The sequence below is a fragment of the Streptomyces sp. NPDC051243 genome (assembly GCF_044455405.1).
Lineage (GTDB): Bacteria > Actinomycetota > Actinomycetes > Streptomycetales > Streptomycetaceae > Streptomyces.
In genome coordinates, this window is record NZ_JBITES010000022.1 from 30379 (window position 1) to 48507 (window position 18129).

At 69.7% G+C, this 18129-nt stretch carries 17 protein-coding genes; 7 read left to right on the plus strand and 10 right to left on the minus strand.

What is annotated here, in order from left to right:
* The first annotated feature begins 20 nt into the window (after positions 1-20).
* Positions 21-1049, plus strand: coding sequence for a carbohydrate ABC transporter permease (locus tag ACIBAG_RS40740; RefSeq protein ID WP_399112550.1), 1029 nt, complete (start codon positions 21-23; stop codon positions 1047-1049).
* Between the two features lie 5 nt (positions 1050-1054).
* Positions 1055-1903: a carbohydrate ABC transporter permease gene (locus ACIBAG_RS40745; protein WP_399112552.1), complete on the plus strand. Its 849-nt coding sequence runs from the start codon at positions 1055-1057 to the stop codon at positions 1901-1903.
* 36 nt (positions 1904-1939) lie between these two features.
* On the opposite strand, the gene ACIBAG_RS40750 is transcribed toward ACIBAG_RS40745, so the two are convergent.
* Positions 1940-2380: a PPOX class F420-dependent oxidoreductase gene (locus ACIBAG_RS40750; RefSeq protein WP_399112554.1), complete on the minus strand. Its 441-nt coding sequence runs from the start codon at positions 2378-2380 to the stop codon at positions 1940-1942.
* Positions 2381-2565: 185 nt separating this feature from the next.
* Here ACIBAG_RS40750 and ACIBAG_RS40755 point away from each other — a divergent pair, with 185 nt between their 5' ends.
* A complete protein-coding gene (locus ACIBAG_RS40755) occupies positions 2566-3309 on the plus strand; it encodes an XRE family transcriptional regulator (protein ID WP_399112555.1) in 744 nt (247 codons plus the stop codon).
* Positions 3310-3584: 275 nt separating this feature from the next.
* Here the strand turns inward: ACIBAG_RS40755 and ACIBAG_RS40760 are convergent, their stop codons facing one another.
* Positions 3585-4610: an ATP-dependent 6-phosphofructokinase gene (locus ACIBAG_RS40760; protein WP_399112557.1), complete on the minus strand. Its 1026-nt coding sequence runs from the start codon at positions 4608-4610 to the stop codon at positions 3585-3587.
* A 214-nt stretch (positions 4611-4824) separates the two neighbouring features.
* On the opposite strand from ACIBAG_RS40760, the gene pta reads away from it, so the two are divergent.
* From pta to pyk, 3 genes are all read left to right on the plus strand, one after another.
* On the plus strand, positions 4825-6930 hold the full coding sequence (gene pta / locus ACIBAG_RS40765) for a phosphate acetyltransferase (RefSeq protein ID WP_399112559.1): 2106 nt from the start codon (positions 4825-4827) through the stop codon (positions 6928-6930).
* Positions 6927-8186: an acetate kinase gene (locus tag ACIBAG_RS40770; RefSeq protein ID WP_399112561.1), complete on the plus strand. Its 1260-nt coding sequence runs from the start codon at positions 6927-6929 to the stop codon at positions 8184-8186. Before pta ends, ACIBAG_RS40770 begins: the two co-directional genes overlap by 4 nt.
* An 86-nt stretch (positions 8187-8272) precedes the next feature.
* Entirely contained in the window at positions 8273-9703 is a 1431-nt protein-coding gene (gene pyk, locus ACIBAG_RS40775; protein ID WP_399112563.1) for a pyruvate kinase, read from the plus strand.
* 76 nt (positions 9704-9779) lie between these two features.
* Here the strand turns inward: pyk and ACIBAG_RS40780 are convergent, their stop codons facing one another.
* From ACIBAG_RS40780 to ACIBAG_RS40810, 7 genes are all read right to left on the minus strand, one after another.
* Positions 9780-10283 carry a hypothetical protein gene (locus ACIBAG_RS40780; protein ID WP_399112564.1) on the minus strand — a complete coding sequence of 168 codons (504 nt, stop codon included), beginning with the start codon at positions 10281-10283 and terminating at the stop codon, positions 9780-9782.
* Positions 10273-10500, minus strand: coding sequence for a DUF4160 domain-containing protein (locus ACIBAG_RS40785; RefSeq protein WP_399112565.1), 228 nt, complete (start codon positions 10498-10500; stop codon positions 10273-10275). Before ACIBAG_RS40785 ends, ACIBAG_RS40780 begins: the two co-directional genes overlap by 11 nt.
* Positions 10497-11087 (minus strand): hypothetical protein, encoded by a 591-nt coding sequence (locus ACIBAG_RS40790; protein ID WP_399112567.1) that lies wholly within the window; start codon positions 11085-11087, stop codon positions 10497-10499. Before ACIBAG_RS40790 ends, ACIBAG_RS40785 begins: the two co-directional genes overlap by 4 nt.
* Positions 11088-11506: 419 nt before the next feature.
* On the minus strand, positions 11507-12859 hold the full coding sequence (locus tag ACIBAG_RS40795; RefSeq protein WP_399112717.1) for a hypothetical protein: 1353 nt from the start codon (positions 12857-12859) through the stop codon (positions 11507-11509).
* Positions 12849-13442 carry a DUF6114 domain-containing protein gene (locus ACIBAG_RS40800; RefSeq protein ID WP_399112568.1) on the minus strand — a complete coding sequence of 198 codons (594 nt, stop codon included), beginning with the start codon at positions 13440-13442 and terminating at the stop codon, positions 12849-12851. The genes ACIBAG_RS40795 and ACIBAG_RS40800 overlap by 11 nt, the downstream gene beginning before the upstream one ends.
* A gap of 188 nt (positions 13443-13630) precedes the next feature.
* Positions 13631-14275 (minus strand): DUF6230 family protein, encoded by a 645-nt coding sequence (locus ACIBAG_RS40805; RefSeq protein WP_399112569.1) that lies wholly within the window; start codon positions 14273-14275, stop codon positions 13631-13633.
* A 659-nt stretch (positions 14276-14934) separates the two neighbouring features.
* Entirely contained in the window at positions 14935-15912 is a 978-nt protein-coding gene (locus ACIBAG_RS40810; RefSeq protein WP_399112571.1) for a tetratricopeptide repeat protein, read from the minus strand.
* Between the two features lie 272 nt (positions 15913-16184).
* Between ACIBAG_RS40810 and ACIBAG_RS40815 the strand changes: the two genes are divergently transcribed.
* Positions 16185-16808 (plus strand): TetR/AcrR family transcriptional regulator, encoded by a 624-nt coding sequence (locus tag ACIBAG_RS40815; RefSeq protein ID WP_399112573.1) that lies wholly within the window; start codon positions 16185-16187, stop codon positions 16806-16808.
* An 11-nt stretch (positions 16809-16819) separates the two neighbouring features.
* On the opposite strand, the gene ACIBAG_RS40820 is transcribed toward ACIBAG_RS40815, so the two are convergent.
* The gene (locus ACIBAG_RS40820) at positions 16820-18127 is read right to left on the minus strand and encodes a hypothetical protein (protein ID WP_399112574.1); all 1308 of its coding nucleotides are present in this window, start codon (positions 18125-18127) and stop codon (positions 16820-16822) included.
* Between the last annotated feature and the right edge of the window lie 2 nt (positions 18128-18129).

The following is an 18129-nucleotide window of genomic DNA, read 5'->3' on the forward strand; positions in this document are numbered from 1 at the left end:
AACGGCGAGGACGACCGCCCATGACCGCCGAACCGCAGCACTCCGCGGCGGGCCCGGGGAACGCCGAATCCCCGTCGGACCCGCCGACTTCGCCCCAGCCGCCCCAGCCGGCCCAAGCGACCCCGCCGACCCCACCGACCCGACGGACCCGACGGACCCGATCGGCCCGACCGACCGCCCCCACCGCTCCACTCCCCCGCACCCTCACCCGAGCCCTCCCGGTCATCCCCGCCGTAGTCCTCCTGCTCCTCTTCCTGGCCGGCCCCATCGCCTACTGCGCCTACATCGCCTTCACCGACCTCCAGCTCACCGGCCAGGCCGAGGAGTCCTTCGTCGGCTTCTACAACTTCCGTACGGCGTTCGGGGACGAGGCGTTCCTCAACGCGGTCTGGCTGACCCTCGTCTTCACCGTCATCTCGGCCCTGATCGGGCAGAACACCCTGGGCCTCGGCCTGGCCATGCTGATGCAGCGCGCGTCCAAGCCCCTCCGCACGCTCACCGGCGGCATCGTCATCACGGCGTGGGTCCTGCCGGAGGTCGTCGCCGGATTCCTCCTCTACGCCTTCTTCCGCCGCGAGGGCACCCTGAACGCCATCCTGGACTGGCTCCATCTGCCCGCCCAGAACTGGCTGTTCACCCTGCCGATCCTGGCCGTGTCGTTCGCGAACGTATGGCGGGGCACGGCCTTCTCGATGCTGGTCTACTCGGCCGCGCTCAACGAGATCCCGCGGGAGATCACCGAAGCGGCCGAGGTCGACGGCGCCGGCGGCTGGCGCCGTATGTGGCACATCACCCTCCCGATGATCCGCCGCTCCATCGGCACGAACCTCATGCTGATCACCCTCCAGACCCTGTCCGTATTCGGCCTGATCTGGGTGATGACCAGGGGCGGCCCGGGCGGCAAGAGCCAGACGCTGCCGCTGTTCATGTACGAGGAGGCGTTCCAGAAGAGCATGATCGGCTACGGCACCGCGGTCGCCCTGCTGCTCCTGGTGGTGGGCTCGTTGTTCTCGGTGGTCTACCTGCGTCTGCTGCGAACGGAGGTCTGACGCCCATGGCCCGGACATCCAGGACCCTCGCCTCCCGCAGGACCAAACGCCGCCTGGCCGCCGACGCGGGCCTGCTGGTGGTGGCCGCCGCGTTCGTGCTCCCGCTCGCGTGGGTGATCCTCTCCGCGCTGGACACGCACGCGAACCTCCAGGTGAAGCTCCCGGACGGCATCACCCTGGACAACTTCGACGCGGTCCTGACGCCGGACATCACCTTCACGCCCCTGCTCAACAGCCTGCTCCTGTGCGGTGGGGGCACCGCCCTGACCGTCGCGTGCGCGGCACTCGCCGCCTACCCGTTGTCGCGATTCCGGTCGCGTTTCAACCGTCCGTTCCTGCTGACGGTCCTGTTCGCGACGAGCCTGCCGATCACGGCGATCATGGTGCCGGTGTACGCCCTGTTCGTGCGGGTGAACCTGATCGACACCATGCAGGGCACGATCTTCTTCTTCGCCGCGTCTCAACTGCCGTTCGCCATCTGGCTGATGAAGAACTTCATGGACGGTGTACCGAGGGAGTTGGAGGAGGCGGCCTGGACCGACGGGGCCTCGTCGCTCCAGTCGCTGGTGCGGATCGTGCTGCCGCTGATGGGGCCCGGGGTGGCGGTGGTGACCGTGTTCTCCTTCGTGATGATGTGGGGGAACTTCTTCGTCCCGTTCATGCTCCTGCTCACCCCGGACCAGATGCCGGCCGCCGTGAGCATCAACGAGTTCTTCGGGAATCGCGGGACCGTGGTGTACGGCCAGCTCGCGGCGTTCTCGATCATCTACTCGACACCGGTGATCTTGCTTTATGTGCTGGTGGCCAGACGTTTGGGTGGGGGGTTTGCCTTGGGTGGGGCGGTCAAGGGATGAGTGCCCGAGCCCCAGCTCAGCTCAACTCAACTCAGATCAGCTCCCGGGCAACACCCCAGCCCGAAAGTCCTCCACCCCCACGACCCTCCGCACCCGCACCGGTTCGATCAGCAGCATCACCCGCCGCTCTCCCGGCAGCAGCCACGGGTACCGCTCCTCCCCGATGTACTTCTGCGCGAGCCGGTCCATCGCGCGCTCCGCCTCCTCGCCCTCCACGAACCGCACGACCCGGCCCCGGATCTCGGCCCGGTCGTACGGGTTCGCCACGTCATGGTGGGAGAGGGAGACGTTGGGATTCAGCCGCAGGTTGTCCACCTTGACGCGCCCGATCGACGTGTTGACCATGACGTACTCGTCTTCGATGTCCGCCCACATGGGCGAAACCTGGGGCATCCCGTCCGGGCCCACCGTCGCCAGATGCCAGAAGTTCGGCGCGCGGAGACGTTCTCGAATATGCCCGCTGAGCTTGCCGTTCACGGCGGTCACCACCTTCCGGGCCGCCTCCGTGACGACCTTGGGCCCATCCTGGCCGCCGCCCCGCGCCGGTCGACAGACGATCTTCGGCCAGCGGCGAACCCGCCAGTAGCCGTAGCTTCCTACAATCCGTGATCCTGGCTGAACCGACCGTAGTCACCCCGCCCCGTTCGCCCTACGTTGTGCCCGTGCGTCGACCCCCAGCCCAACCGAACCAGCCGAACCACCCCAACCGCTCCGGCCGCCGGAACCCACCCACTCCCCCCTTCAACGCCTCCGCCGCCCGCAGGCTCCGTGCCGCCCTGAACATGGGGCCCGCGCATGTCGCGTACGGCCTGCGCGTCTCGTACGGACTGCCCTACGTGACCGAGGATCTCGTGATCGCGTGGGAGCGGGAGCTTGCCGCTCCCACCAGCAACGAGCTCACCGCCCTCGCGGGCGTGCTGTGGTGCTCGCCCAGTGAGCTGCTCGGGAAGCCGCGGACGCTGCGCGAGCACCGGATCGCCCGTGGCCTCGCGCCCGAGGACGTGGCCCGTACCGTCGGGCACGAGCTGACCGCGTACCTCCGTATGGAGGAGAACGAGGACTGGCGCGGCACCGACCGTCAGTCCGCCGCCCTCGCCGAGATCCTCGGGCTGTCGCTGCCCGACTTCATCACCGTCACGGGGCGCGACGGCAAGCTCGCCGAGCTGCTGCGCAGCGCCGTGACGACGCGCTGGCAGGGGTACGTGCGTCCGGTCGGCAAGATGCTGCCCCTGGACCGGCGTGCCCTGGAGGCGACCCTCCAGGAGCTGCACCAGAACTACCAGGGCCAGATGACCGCCACCCTCAGCTGGGGCGGCGGCAGTGGTGACTCCAGCGCGGCCGGCCGCGAGTTCCTGGACCGGATCGTGGAGCACTTCTGGACGATGCTCCAGGGAAACACGGCCTGAGTCCCGTGCGATCGTCAGTGATCGTTCGGGAACATCCTGAGCCGGCCGCCGCTAGGTCGTGTCGTTTGGATCATCCCGGCGTCGCGGGGTCTGGCACGCGCTCCCCCAAGCTCTTCGAGCAGGGGGTACCCCCAGCCGCGTTGTCGTCATTCGCCGACTCCCCCACGCTCGAACCGGCTGCGCCCGGCTCGCGCGGGGACACCCCCCATCGCCGCCGGCTCGGGTCGACTGAAAGGCGCCGCACCTCACGGCCGACCTGATCCAAACGACAGGGCCTAGAAGACCGACTCCGCCTCGTCCATCCGGTCCTTCGGCACCGTCTTCAACTCGGTGACCGCCTCCGCCAGCGGCACCATCACCACGTCGGTACCGCGCAGCGCGGTCATCTTGCCGAACTCGCCCCGGTGCGCCGCCTCCACCGCGTGCCAGCCGAAGCGGGTGGCGAGGACGCGGTCGTACGCCGTGGGCACGCCGCCGCGCTGGACATGGCCGAGGATGACCGGCTTGGCCTCCTTGCCGAGGCGGCGCTCCAGCTCGAACGCCAGAGCCGTGCCGATGCCCTGGAAGCGCTCGTGGCCGTACTGGTCGATCTCGCCCTTGCCGTAGTCCATGGTGCCGTCGGCGGGGTGGGCGCCCTCGGCGACGCAGATCACCGCGAACTTCTTGCCGCGCGCGAAGCGCTCCTCGACCATCTTCACCAGGTCGGCCGGGTCGAACGGGCGCTCCGGGAGGCAGATGCCGTGCGCGCCCGCCGCCATGCCGGACTCCAGGGCGATCCAGCCCGCGTGGCGGCCCATGACCTCGACCACCATGACGCGCTGGTGGGACTCCGCGGTCGTCTTCAGACGGTCCATGGCCTCCGTGGCGACTCCGACCGCGGTGTCGAAGCCGAAGGTGCGGTCGGTCGAGGAGATGTCGTTGTCGATCGTCTTTGGGACCCCGACCACCGGCAGACCCGCGTCCGACAGCATCCGCGCCGCCGTCAGGGTCCCCTCGCCGCCGATCGGGATCAGCGCGTCGATGCCGAAGTCGCGGGCGATGTCCGGGGCGCTCTCGCACGCCTCGCGCAAGCGGTCGCGCTCCAGCCTCGACGAGCCCAGGATCGTGCCACCACGGGCCAGGATGCCGCTGACCGCCTCCAGGTCGAGGCTGCGGTAGTGGCCGTCCAGCAGGCCCGCGTATCCGTCCTCGAAGCCGATCACCTCGTCGCCGTACTGTGCGACGGCCCGGTGCACGACCGACCGGATCACGGCGTTCAGGCCGGGGCAGTCGCCGCCTGCGGTGAGAACTCCGATACGCATCGTGCTGTGTCTCCTGCTCGCTGTTGATACCGGTGAGCCAATCCGATTGTTTCACGTCCCGGAGAACGATGTCGGCCCCCGAACCTGACGGGCGCCTTATCCGTAGGCAAGGGTATTGTCAAGAGGGTTTCGCTCACCTCACTGGGCGATTTTGCGACCGAGGCTCCGCCAAGCCGCTGACATACGAAGCTGACATACGAAACGGAGAGCACGCGTGACGCGCAGCGTGTACGTGACCGGCATCGACCGCGGCGACGGCCGCCAAGTCGTCGAACTGGGGGTCATGGAGCTGCTGACCCGCCAGGTCGACCGGGTGGGGGTGTTCCGGCCGCTGGTCCACCACAGTCCCGACCGGCTGTTCGAGCTGCTGCGCTCCCGCTACCGGCTGTCCCAGGACCCGGCCACGGTCTACGGCATGGACTACCACGAGGCGTCCGCCCTCCAGGCCGAGCGGGGAACGGACGAGCTGGTGTCCACGCTGGTCGACCGGTTCCATGCCGTCGCCCGCGACTACGACGTCGTCCTCGTCCTCGGCACCGACTACGCCGACACCCAGCTCCCGGACGAGCTGTCCCTCAACGCCCGGCTCGCCAACGAGTTCGGCGCGTCCGTGATACCGGTCGTGGGCGGGCGCAGGCAGGCCGCCGAGTCGGTGCTCGCCGAGACGCGCAACGCCTACCGGGCGTACGAGGGCCTGGGCTGTGACGTGCTGGCCATGGTCACCAACCGGGTCGCCCGGGAGGACCGGGACGAGATCGCCGAGCGGCTCGACTCGCGGCTGCCGGTGCCCTGTTACGTCGTCCCGGACGAGCCCGCTCTCTCCGCGCCGACCGTCTCGCAGATCGCCCAGTCCCTCGACGCGAAGGTGCTGCTCGGCGACGACTCGGGGCTCGCGCGCGACGCCCTCGGCTTCGTCTTCGGCGGCGCCATGCTGCCGAACTTCCTCAGCGCCCTGACCCCGGGCTGCCTGGTCGTCACCCCGGGCGACCGCGCCGACCTGGTCGTCGGCTCGCTGGCCGCGCACAGCGCCGGCACGCCGCCGATCGCCGGTGTGCTGCTCACCCTGGACGAGCGCCCCGGCGACGAGATCCTCACCCTGGCCGCCCGTCTCGCCCCGGGCACCCCGGTGCTGTCGGTGCCCGGCTACAGCTTCCCCACCGCCGAACAACTCTTCTCGCTGGAGGGGAAGTTGAGCGCGGTCACGCCGCGCAAGGCGGAGACCGCCCTCGGCCTGTTCGAGCGGTACGTCGACACCGGTGACCTGCTGAAGCGGGTCTCGGCGCCGAGCAGTGACCGGGTCACGCCGATGATGTTCGAGCACAAGCTGCTGGAGCAGGCCCGCTCGAACATGCGGCGCATCGTGCTGCCCGAGGGCACCGAGCCGCGCGTCCTGCACGCCGCGGAGGTGCTGCTGCGGCGCGGGGTCTGTGACCTGACCCTGCTCGGCCCGGTCGACCAGATCCGCAAGAAGGCCGCCGACCTCGGTATCGACCTGGGCGAGTCCCAGCTGATCGACCCGGCGACCAGCGACCTGCGCGACGCCTTCGCCGAGCGGTACGCCGCCTTCCGCGCCCACAAGGGCGTCACCGTCGAGCTGGCGTACGACGTGGTCAGCGACGTCAACTACTTCGGAACGCTGATGGTCCAGGAGGGGCTGGCCGACGGCATGGTGTCGGGGTCCGTCCACTCGACGGCCGCGACCATCCGGCCCGCCTTCGAGATCATCAAGACCAAGCCGGACGCCGGCATCGTGTCGTCCGTCTTCTTCATGTGCCTGGCCGACAAGGTCCTCGTCTACGGCGACTGCGCCGTGAACCCCGACCCGAACGCCGAGCAGCTGGCCGACATCGCCATCCAGTCGGCGGCCACCGCCGAGCGGTTCGGTGTGGAGCCGCGGATCGCGATGCTGTCGTACTCGACGGGTACGTCCGGTTCGGGCGCCGACGTCGACAAGGTGCGTGAGGCGACCGAGCTGGTGCGCGAGCGGCGGCCCGATCTGAAGATCGAGGGGCCGATCCAGTACGACGCCGCCGTGGAGCCGTCGGTCGCCGAGACCAAGCTGCCGGGGTCGGAAGTCGCCGGGCAGGCGACGGTGCTGATCTTCCCGGACCTCAACACCGGCAACAACACCTACAAGGCCGTGCAGCGTTCGGCCGGCGCGATCGCCGTCGGACCGGTGCTGCAGGGTCTGCGCAAGCCCGTCAACGACCTGTCCCGGGGCGCCCTCGTCCAGGACATCGTGAACACCGTCGCCATCACGGCGATCCAGGCCCAGTCCCCCGCCCTGTCCCACGTCAACGAGAAGGCCACCGCCCAGTGAGCTCCCACCCGTCGCCCACCACCGCCCTGCGGGACGAGCTGCGCTCGGCCCCCTCTTCTCGCGTCCTCGTCCTCAACTCCGGCTCCTCGTCGGTGAAGTACCAGCTCCTCGACATGCGGGACAGCAGCCGGCTGGCCGTCGGGCTCGTCGAGCGCATCGGCGAACAGCACTCCCGGCTCAAGCACACCCCGCTGGCGGCGGGCGGCGAGAGCCGCGAGTGGACCGGGCCCATCGCCGACCACGACGCCGCCCTGAAGGCCGTGTCGGCGGAGCTCGCCAAGGACGGGCTCGGGCTCGACTCGCCGGAACTGGCCGCGATCGGCCACCGCGTGGTGCACGGCGGCAAGCACTTCACCGAGCCGACCGTCATCGACGACGCCGTGCTCGCCGAGATCGAGCGGCTGATACCGGTCGCCCCGCTGCACAACCCGGCCAACCTCACCGGCATCCGCACCGCACAGCAGCTGCGGCCGGACCTGCCCCAGGTCGCCGTCTTCGACACCGCGTTCCACACGACGATGCCGGAGTCGGCCGCCCGCTACGCGATCGACGTCGAGACCGCCGACCGGCACCGGATACGCCGGTACGGCTTCCACGGCACCTCGCACGCGTACGTCTCCCGGGCCACCGCCGAGCTGCTCGGCAAGGCGCCCGAGGACGTGAACGTCATCGTGCTGCACCTGGGCAACGGGGCGTCCGCGTCCGCGGTGCGGGGCGGTCGTTGCGTGGACACCTCCATGGGGCTGACGCCTTTGGAGGGGCTCGTGATGGGTACGCGATCCGGTGACCTGGATCCCGCCGTCATCTTCCATTTGGCGCGGGTTGGTGAAATGTCCATCGAGGAAATCGACACTCTTCTCAACAAGAAGAGCGGATTGATCGGCCTGTGCGGCGACAACGACATGCGGGAGATCCGCCGACGGATCGACGAAGGTGACCAGCGGGCCCAATTGGCCTTCGACATCTACATTCACCGGCTGAAGAAGTACATCGGCGCCTATTACGCGGTCCTCGGCACGGTGGACGCGATCGCGTTCACGGCCGGGGTCGGCGAGAACGCGGCGCCGGTACGGGAAGCCGCCCTGGCCGGCCTCGAGCAACTGGGCCTCGCGGTGGACGCCGAGCGGAACGCCGTACGCGGTGACGGGCCGCGGCTGATCTCTCCCGCCGGGGCGAGGGTGGCGGTCGCCGTGGTACCGACGGATGAAGAACTGGAGATCGCGACGCAGACCTACGCACTGGTGGGCAACGCCTGAGTAACACGGCTGAGCAATACGCAGCTCATTTGTATCTTCCACCAGACGGAATATTCCGCAGCGAAACAAACCGATAGGATCGTCCCATGCGCCGTTCGAAAATCGTTTGTACTCTCGGCCCCGCGGTCGACTCCCATGAACAGCTCGTCGCGCTGATCGAGGCGGGCATGAACGTGGCCCGCTTCAACTTCAGCCACGGCACGCACGAGGACCACCAGGGGCGCTACGAGCGCCTGCGCGCCGCCTCCGCGGAGACCGGCCGCGCCATCGGCGTCCTCGCCGACCTCCAGGGCCCGAAGATCCGTCTGGAGACCTTCGCCGAGGGCCCGGTCGAGCTGGAGCGCGGCGACGAGTTCGTCATCACGACCGAGGACGTCCCGGGCGACAAGTCCATCTGCGGGACCACGTACAAGGGCCTGCCCGGCGATGTCGCGCGCGGTGACCAGATCCTGATCAACGACGGCAACGTCGAGCTGAAGGTCCTGGACGTCGAGGGCCCGCGGGTGAAGACGATCGTCATCGAGGGCGGCGTCGTCTCCGACCACAAGGGCATCAACCTGCCCGGCGCGGCCGTGAACGTGCCGGCGCTGAGCGAGAAGGACGTCGAGGACCTCCGCTTCGCGCTCCGCATGGGCTGCGACCTGGTCGCCCTGTCCTTCGTGCGGGACGCCAACGACGTGCAGGACGTGCACAAGGTCATGGACGAGGTCGGCCGCCGCGTCCCGGTGATCGCCAAGGTGGAGAAGCCGCAGGCGGTCGCCAACATGGAGGACGTCGTGATGGCGTTCGACGGCGTGATGGTCGCCCGCGGCGACCTGGCCGTCGAGTACCCGCTCGAGAAGGTCCCGATGGTGCAGAAGCGCCTGATCGAGCTGTGCCGGCGCAACGCCAAGCCGGTGATCGTGGCGACCCAGATGATGGAGTCGATGATCACCAACTCCCGCCCGACCCGCGCCGAGGCCTCCGACGTGGCCAACGCGATCCTGGACGGCGCGGACGCGGTCATGCTGTCCGCGGAGTCGTCGGTGGGCGCCTACCCGGTCGAGACCGTCAAGACGATGTCGAAGATCGTCGCCGCGGCGGAGCAGGAGCTGCTGAGCAAGGGCCTGCAGCCGCTCGTGCCGGGCAAGAAGCCGCGTACGCAGGGCGGTTCGGTGGCCCGTGCCGCCTGCGAGATCGCCGACTTCCTCGGCGGCAAGGGCCTGGTCGCCTTCACCCAGTCCGGCGACACCGCCCGCCGCCTGTGCCGCTACCGCGCCGCCCAGCCGATCGTGGCCTTCACCACGGACGAGGGCACCCGCAACCAGATGACGCTCAGCTGGGGCGTGGAGCCGCACGTGGTGCCGTTCGTCAACAGCACCGACGAGATGGTCGACCTGGTGGACCAGGAGATCGTGAAGCTGGGGCTGTTCAACGAGGGCGACATCGTGGTCATCACGGCGGGGTCGCCGCCTGGGGTGCCGGGGACGACGAACATGGTGCGGGTGCATCATCTGGGTGGCGGGGCGCGGGACTGACGTCAGGCCTGGTCAGGCCGCCGTACGACATCGAGGGCGCCCCCTGTGGCAGGGGGCGCCCTCGTCCCTTGTGCGATCAGCGGTGCCGGAGGGCATCCACGGCAGCCTGCCTGATCCTCTTGGTTCGGCCCTTTCGAGAGACGACACGCAGGACATCCTGGTCGGCGGTCACACGGACCGCTCTTCCTTGAAGCCAGTCGGACCAGGTGTCGATGAGATCATCGACGGCCTCTGCCGACACGGCGCCCCGCTCGAGCGATTCCAGGGTCCCGAGGTCCTGCGCCCGCCCTGCCGAGAAGCCACGCACCGCCGGCGGGAGGATCTGTACCCACCGTTCGCGCTCGTCCCCCGGAACGCGTTCCAGTACGTCACCGACAACACCGGATGCCAACGGACCGTCCGGCTCCAGGGACACCGCCTCGAACAGCAGCGGCAGTGCGGCGGGAGTGTCCATCGCCACCTGGTAGAGGGACCAGCGGTCGTGACCGTCGGCGAACGAGGCATCGTCCTCGTACCGGCCGACGGCCCGGGCGAGCTGCCGCAGAATCCCGCCCAGTGCCGGGGAGAGATCAGCAGCCACGAGCCTTGAACCTTTCCATGGCGACTCGGATGTTCTCCCTGATCGTACGGATGTTCTCGGTGACCACGGCCGGCTGGTGCCTGGACAGTTCCGGGTCGCCCGCCAGTGGCTTGCCGTTCTGGCCGATGCGGACTTCCGCGCCCTTGCCCTTCACATGTGCGTGCGGCGGTGCGTGGTCGTTCGAGTAGATCTGGATCTTCACGCCGTCCTGGTTCACGATCGTACCGACACCCGGGTACTCCGAGTCCGCCGCAGCCGGTGCGGAGGCAGGCCCCGCGGCCAGGCCCTTGACGGACGGGCCCGCCAGAGTCTTGGCGGACACTGGACGGCCGTGGCGACACGTACGACTGCCTTCGCCACCGCGGGGAACTTCAGGACGGGAATCGCCACACCCACGGCGCCGACCACGGTCCACAGGCAGCTTTCGACATCGCCTTCGGTGAAGCACCGCTTGATGTCGTTCGCACCGATGTACTCGAGGAGGATCTCGGCGCCGTTGGCCTTGATCCAGTCCAGGCCGGAGCCGTTCTCCTCCAGCAAGGCCTGGGCCGCCTTTCGTTCCCGCTCCCTCTCTTCCTCCTCGGCCCGGGTGGCGGCCGCGTCCGCCTCCTTGGCCGCGCTGTCGGCGTTGGAGGCCGCCTTCTCGGCCTTCACCGCGTCCGACTCGGCCTGGGTGGCGGTCCGGTCCGCTGCGGTTGCGTCGGCCTCGGCCGTGGAAGCCGCGGAGCGGGCGCCGGCCGCGTCCTTCTCGGCCTCCGTGGCGTCTCGGTCGGCCTGGGCGGCGGCCGATTCGGCGTCGTTCACGGCGGAGTTGGCGTAGAAGGCCCGCCTGCTGGTCGTACTTCTGGGCGTTCGCGTCGGCCTTCTTCGCGGCCGCCGCGTCCGCCGCGGCGGCCTTGGCGGAAGCGTTGGCCGCGGCGGCGGATTCGACCGCCTGCACCGCGTAGTTCGCGGCGTCCGCCGCCGCCTGGAGGGCGATCTTGGCGTCGCCGGCGGCCTTGTCGGCGAGTGCCTTGGCTTGCGCCGCCGCCTTCTTCGCCTCGTCCGACTTGGCCTTGGCCGCCGTGGCCTGCTGCTCGGCGAGCGTCTTGGACCCCTCGAAACCCTTAAATCGACTTTGCGTTCGACCAGAGATCCGGGGACAGCACTGTGCCCCGCCAGGGGTTGGCCCGGCGGGGCACAGTGCTGTGCGGCTCCCGGAAAAGAGTTCGGGACGGCGGCGCTCAGTCGGTGACGTACTGATGCAGCCCCGGAACGGTCAGCGTGCCGCCGAACTGACCGGCCTGCGTGACCTTCACGTTGGTGAATTTGATCCACGGGATGTTCAGCGGCGGCGGGTGCTCCGGGTCGAACGTGACCGGGATCAGGCCGAGCAGGTTCCCGGAGATGCGCTCGGTGTACATCACCGTCTTGCCGTCGGTGATCGTGGAGTCGGAGCCCTTGGCCGCCTGCACGTGGTGCGTCTTGCCGGACTGCTTGTCCTTGACGATCTGGTGCAGGTCCCCGATGACGGTGCCGTCGGAGATGACGTACTTCAGCACCTTCTTGGTCTTGCCGCTGGCGGTCTTCACCTCGACGATGCCCTGGTAGTCGGCACCGTTGAGCGTCAGCGAGCTGGCCTCCAGGTACCAGGGGTCGTCCGGCAGCAGGATCTTGTTGTCGATGCCGCCCTCGGCGTCCGTGGCGGCCTCGCAGCCCTCCGGGAGCTCGGTGGAGCTCGCGGACGGGCTCGGGGAGGCGGTGGCCTCGTCGGCCGCTTCCTCGGCCGCCTGCTGGGCCGCCTCGGTGGCGTCCTCGGCCGCGTCGGACGCCGTGTCGGTGGTGTCCTTCACGGTGTCCTTCACCGTGTCGGTGACCTTGTCCGTGGTCTCCTTCGCGGCGTCGGACGTGTCCTCGGCGTCGCTCCCGGACGACGACTCCTCGCTCTCGCTCGCCGACGCGGACGGCGTCGGGCTCGGGCTCGCCGTCTCCTGGTTGCCGCCGTTGAAGATGCCGGAGATCGCGTCGCCGATGTCCTCCAGCAGGTTGCCGCCGCTCTCGGACGGCGACGGGGACGCCGTGGCCGTGTCGCCGGACTGGGCCTCGCTCGACGTGCTCGGGGAGGGCGTCGGCGCGGGCTCGGCCGCGTCGCCGGAACCTGAATCCGACGACGAGTCACCCGAGGAGCCCGACGAACCCGAGGAGTCCGAGGAGCCCGAAGAGCCGGACGAATCCGAGGAGTTCGAGGACTCCGACGCCGAAGGGGTCGGCTCCGCCGTCTCGTTGTCGTCGGAGGACTCGTCGGCCCCCGGGGTCGGAGACGCGGACGCACCGTCCTCCAGGGCCGCCACACACTCCTTGTACTCGTCGGCCGTCAGGCTGTTGGACGTCGGCGACTTGTCGTCGGCCAGGGCCAGCGTCGGCGTGAACCCCATTCCCATGAGGACCGCCGTCGGCATGGCGGCCATGGCTATCGCCTTGCCGGCCGGCATCTGCAACCTCGTGAACAGCGGCTTCTTGGGCGCCGCGTGGCGCGGCCCCGTTCTCTGCCGTGCCGGGGCCACAGGGCTCTGGCCGGGGGCCTCGTCAGCCGACACGGTCACCCCCCAAGCGGTCCTCGGCCCGGAAACCGTCCCCGCCACCGTGCGCGGGACCGCCGTCGGCGGTGCCGTACGGCGGGTGGGGATGCCCCGGCTCGAAGGTGCCCTGGGGAGCGGTGGGCGCGGCGCCCTCGTCCGTGGGGCCTTCCGCGCCGTCGTGCGGCTTGCTCGCCTCGGGCTGCGCCTCGCCGGGCACCCAGGAGATGGCCAGCGCTCCGCCGATCATCGCCAGCAGGAAGCCGACGATGAAGCCACCGATGTTGGAGACCACCAGGGACACCAGGGCGAGGATGATCGCCGCGACGCCGGCGAACACGCGCGTCGCCTGCTGGAACCACATGGTCAGCCCGAGGGTGACCAGGAGGACGCCGATGATGAGGGAGCCGGCACCGGCGGTGGTCGCCATGGTGAGCGACATGGTGCCCAGCTTGAGGGTGGCGTACGGGAAGTAGGCGATCGGCACCCCGCCGAGCAGGGTGAACAGGCCTGCCCAGAACGGCCGGGTGCCCCGCCAGTCACGGAATCGCAGACGCAACCGGGCGAAGCTCCCGGCGCTCTGGACCGGAGTCTCGGCACTCATGGAAAACAGCTCCCTGGGTCCGGTGGAAGTACGTACCGGCTCGGCCGTAGGCGTGGATGAAGCCGGAACTCTGAGTCTGTGAGGGGCCCGGCCCGCTCGGGGGCCGGGCCGGCGGGGCGGAGAAGCGAGGGCTTCCCCGCCCCCCGGGGCAGCTCAGCCACCCCAGGACGCCCCGGTGACGGAGACCGTCAGTAGCACTCCATCTTGGAGTCCGTGCCGAGACGCATGGACAGGCCGCTGAGCTTGAACGTGCCTGCGGTGGTCGCCCACGCCGTCTGCTCGACGCCGTAGAGGTCGGCTTCCTCCGCCTGCTGGGCGAATCCGCCCGGCAGTACGTTCTCGCGCTGCTTGACGTCGGGGCCGCGGGTCTTGTCCTTGACCGCGACGCCGATGTCGATGTTCTTGAACTCCGCATCGGCGTCGAGCTGAGCGACGTCGATGTAGAGGTTCTTCGCCTTGACCGGGTTCTTCGCGTCGTTGCCCGCCTCAAGACGAAGGTAGATCGTCTTGCCTATGACGGGGATCTCCGTCTTGACGGACTGGCACATCTTGGTGATGGTCGCGTCGTCGAACGAAGAGATCGCGACCGGGACCTGCGTCTGCTTATCACCCTTGGTCGAGGTGTAGACGGTGTCGATGCCGCCGTACTGGGCGAAGCCCTCACCGTGCAGGTGAGCGGCCGTCACCTTGAACTGCTGGCCGGAGACGCTGAACGAAGCGGCCAGCGCACCCTGCGCAAGCCCGACACCCACCGCCGCGGCCGCGGCGACGCTGGGCACCATGACCACAGCGAACCGCTTCCATCTGGTCCCGCCACGCACCTGGGACTCCATATTTCCTCCTTCTCGGACGTACATCGCCTGCCCCGACCCACCCTCAAAAAGGGCTCAATCGGGCAGGGATGGGAGAAGTGCTACGTCCTCGGGAAGGAGAGCGCCCGTACTCGAAAGGCGCGAACCGCGCCCGAATCACCGGCGATCACCCCCGAGCGACAACCACTGGTCGCGCCTGACACGCATCACGCACAACCTTGCTGGACAGGCTTCGCCGGGTGGACGAAGACCCCCCTGCCCAAGAGCCGGCGCCACTGCCGCCGACTCTGCTCGGTGGGGACCCAGGAACTCCCGTGACCCAACCGGCTGTCGGGGTACGGGGAAAGGACCGAGCGTGGCCGATCGTGGTCCATTCTCGCCGCCCGCACAAGGGGCTTCGTTACTCAGTAGTAACGGCCGGATAACCGAACAACGACCCGCCGGTCTCGGACAGCGACCCAGGGTGGCGTCAAGCGACCGGACAAATCCAGGTATCACCGGACAGGCTCTGACAGAACGAAGCCCGCAACTTACCCCCAGTAACTGCGGCCGTGATTACCAAGATTTGGTAAAGCACGGCCGCACTGGCGCTCTGTCGACAAATCTTTCACTCGCGCAACACGGGCCCGAGCGTTTAGTCACTGGTCAGAACGGGGCCACCGCCCCGCTCGTCGAATCGGTCAGAACAAAGCACGCGCCAGGGCCCTGCGCGCCGCCGCCACCCGCGGATCCTCGCCACCCACGACCTCGAACAGCTCCAGCAGCCGAAGCCGTACGGTGTCCCGGTCGTCACCCACCGTGCGCTGCACCGTCTCGATGAGCCGGCCGAAGGCGTCCTCGACATGCCCGCCGACCAGATCCAGGTCGGCGGCGGCGATCTGCGCGGCCACGTCGGCGGGCTTGTCGGCGGCGTCCTTGCGCACCTGCTGCGGGTCCACACCCTGCACCCGCTGGAGCAACTCGGCCTGGGCGAGCCCGAGTTTGGCCTCCGAGTTCGCCGGGTCCTCGCTCAGCACGTTCTTGTACGCCTGTACGGCGCCGCCCAGATCGCCCGCGTCCAGCGCCTGCACGGCGGCCTCGAGCAGGGCGTCGTAAGGACCGGCCGGTGCGGCCGGTGACGCCTGCGCGCCTCCCGGCTCGGCGTCCGGGTCGACCGTCAGGCCGGTCAGGCCGAACCGCTGCTCGGCAACGGCGACGAGCTGGTCGAGGGTCTCGCGGATCTGCGCCTCGCCGGCCGCCCCCTGGAAGAGCGGCAGCGCCTGCCCGGCGACCACGGCGAACACGGCGGGGATGCCCTGTACGCCGAACTGCTGCATCAGCATCTGGTTGGCGTCGACGTCGATCTTGGCGAGGAGGAAGCGGCCGTTGTACTCGACGGCGAGCCGCTCCAGCACGGGGCTCAGCTGCTTGCAGGGCTGGCACCACTCGGCCCAGAAGTCGATGACGACGGGCACCTCGGCGGACCGCTGAAGGACGTCCCGCTCGAATCCGGCTTCATCGACGTCGATGACTAGATCGGCGGGCGACACGGCGCCGGCACCCCCGCCCTGCCGGGCGGCCTCGGCGCGCGCCTGCTCCGCCTTCGCCTTGGCCTCCTGGGCCGCCTTCACCGCGGCGAGGTCGACGACTCCGCTCATGGACATGTTCCGTGGCTGCATGCGTCTATCCTCCCCCGTTCCCCGCGCACACGTGAAAAGCACCGTGAAAGCCGGTCGGGCCTGATGCTGTTCGACGCCGGGTCCCCACCCCACGTCGTGCGTGTCGTCGCTCGCGTACGTCCATCGCGAGCTTTCGCTACGAGTCGTAGCGTAATGGCACCGAGTGCCTCAAGGACACCATGCCCGGGTGATCTCCCTCACCCCCACACAGCCGGGTGATCTCCCTCACCACCACACAGAATCCCCCGATATCACGGGGATATGGTCGTGGGATGCAGAGCAGGACCCCCGTCACCCGCCCCGGACGCCCGCGCAGCGCCGCCGCTGCCACGGCGATCCTGGCCGCGACGCGGGAGGCACTGGTCGAGGTGGGCTGGTCCAGGCTCACCCTGGGAGACGTGGCGACGCGCGCCGGGGTTGCGAAGACGACGCTTTATCGTCGCTGGTCCGGCAAGAACGAGCTGGTGGTCGACGCCGTGGCGGAGCTCTTCGACGAGCTGGAGCTCCCGGACCGCGGCTCCCTGGCCGCCGACATCGAGGGCGTGGTCCTGCAGTTCGCGGCGATCCTGGCCCGCCCGGAGGCGAGGAGCGGGCTGATGGCGGTGGTGGCGGAATCGACGAGGGACGACGCGCTGCGCGAACGCATCCGCGCGTCGATCGTCGAGCGCCAGAAACACCTGGTCGTCCTGGGCCGCTCCCGGGCCCAGAAACGCGGGCAGCTCCCCCCGGAGACGGATCCGGAGGAAGCGGCGCGCACGGCGGACCTGATCTTCGACGTGGTGGCGGGTGCCGTGGTCCACCGCACCCTGGTGAGCGCGGAGCCGGTGGACGAGGAGTGGGTGCGGAGTTTCGCCGGGCTCCTGTTGAACGGTCTGACGGCGGACCCGGCGGCCTGACGCCCTGCCCCCTACCTCACGAGGTGCTCGACCCCGTCGACGTGGTACGCGCCGTACCCGAACCGGTCGCCGAGGGCCCGGTACCGCTCGTACTGCCCCGGCGTCACCGGCACCGACAGCACCCGCAGAAGCACCATGAACAGCCGCAATCCGAGGTCGGGGTCGACCTGCTGGACCACCTGTTCCAGCGCGGCCATGGCCTCCGCGGCCGGGATCGGCCGCCAGGAGGGACTGACGGCCTGGTCCGCCACCGCGAGCGCCGTCTCCCGGACCTCCCGCAGCACGGCGTCCGCCGGCTCCGTGACGGCGGGCGGTACGACGGGGGTGTACGCGGGGGCGATCTCCCTCAGCCGCTCCTCGCACACGTCCGCGACCAGCCGCAGCCAGCCCCGCCCGTCGACACGCAGTGCCGCGCCCGAGACCGCGGCCCACAGCGTGGTGATCGTGCCGTCGGACAGCGGGGACCGCGACAGCCGCAGCGCGTCCTCCAGCAGAAGGGCCGCGGCCGTGCCCGGGGACTGCCCGGGCTCGTCCGCGTCGGCCACCCGGCTGATCTCTCTGCGGGCCCTGTCGGGACTCCAGTCCTGGTGGGCGTTCCCGGCGAGCTGTGAGAACCCGAAGTCCCACTCGGTTTCACGGCGCGCGGTGTCGATGGGTGGCCAGTCGACGGCGAGACCGTCGCGTACGACCGCCACCGGGTACCCGAGCCGCTCGCCGAGCCCGAGGAACCGGTCGTACCGCTCCTTCGAGACCCGCACGGACGACGCCTTCAGGGCCCGCAGGAAGAGCCGGAAGCCGACATCGGCATCGTTCAGGCCGACCACCTGCCGCAGCGCCGGAACGAGATCGGGCAGCCCGGCGGCGCCGGTCAGTTCGGCGGCGAGCCCCCGGATCTCCGCCACGATCTCCCCGCACAGGCCCTCGTCCCGTACCGGGTGGACCGGCGGCGGCACGTAGGAACGCCTGTTCTGCCGCAGGCGGTCCGTGGCCAGGTCCGAGACCGCCCGCAGCCAGGTGCGGATGTCCATGCCGTGGCCGGCCGGATCGAAAGCCCGGCCGACCGCGGCCAGCCACACGGTGTGCAGAACCTCGTCCGGCAACGGGCCGTCCAGCAGACGACGGGCGTCCTCCCCCAGTTCCACGGCTTCCTCGCCGTCGGAGGCGTCCGCCAGCCGGGCCGCGACCGCGAGCGCGGCCGGGAGATCGGCGGTGAGGTCGACGGCAGGGCGGTCCGGGGAGCACAACTGCGCCGCCAGAGCGGTTAGTCCGAAGTCATCGGAGTAACCCAGTTCGACGTACGTCGGACGGTTCTTCGGCATGG

Coding starts and splice junctions, on each gene's coding strand:
- ACIBAG_RS40740 (WP_399112550.1), top strand. CDS start 21: ATGACCGCCGAACCGCAGCACTCCGCGGCGGGCCCGGGGAACGCCGAA.
- ACIBAG_RS40745 (WP_399112552.1), top strand. CDS start 1,055: ATGGCCCGGACATCCAGGACCCTCGCCTCCCGCAGGACCAAACGCCGC.
- ACIBAG_RS40760 (WP_399112557.1), bottom strand. CDS start 4,610: ATGCGTATCGGAGTTCTCACCGCAGGCGGCGACTGCCCCGGCCTGAAC.
- pyk (WP_399112563.1), top strand. CDS start 8,273: ATGCGCCGTTCGAAAATCGTTTGTACTCTCGGCCCCGCGGTCGACTCC.
- ACIBAG_RS40800 (WP_399112568.1), bottom strand. CDS start 13,442: ATGAGTGCCGAGACTCCGGTCCAGAGCGCCGGGAGCTTCGCCCGGTTG.
- ACIBAG_RS40805 (WP_399112569.1), bottom strand. CDS start 14,275: ATGGAGTCCCAGGTGCGTGGCGGGACCAGATGGAAGCGGTTCGCTGTG.
- ACIBAG_RS40810 (WP_399112571.1), bottom strand. CDS start 15,912: ATGCAGCCACGGAACATGTCCATGAGCGGAGTCGTCGACCTCGCCGCG.
- ACIBAG_RS40815 (WP_399112573.1), top strand. CDS start 16,185: ATGCAGAGCAGGACCCCCGTCACCCGCCCCGGACGCCCGCGCAGCGCC.
- ACIBAG_RS40820 (WP_399112574.1), bottom strand. CDS start 18,127: ATGCCGAAGAACCGTCCGACGTACGTCGAACTGGGTTACTCCGATGAC.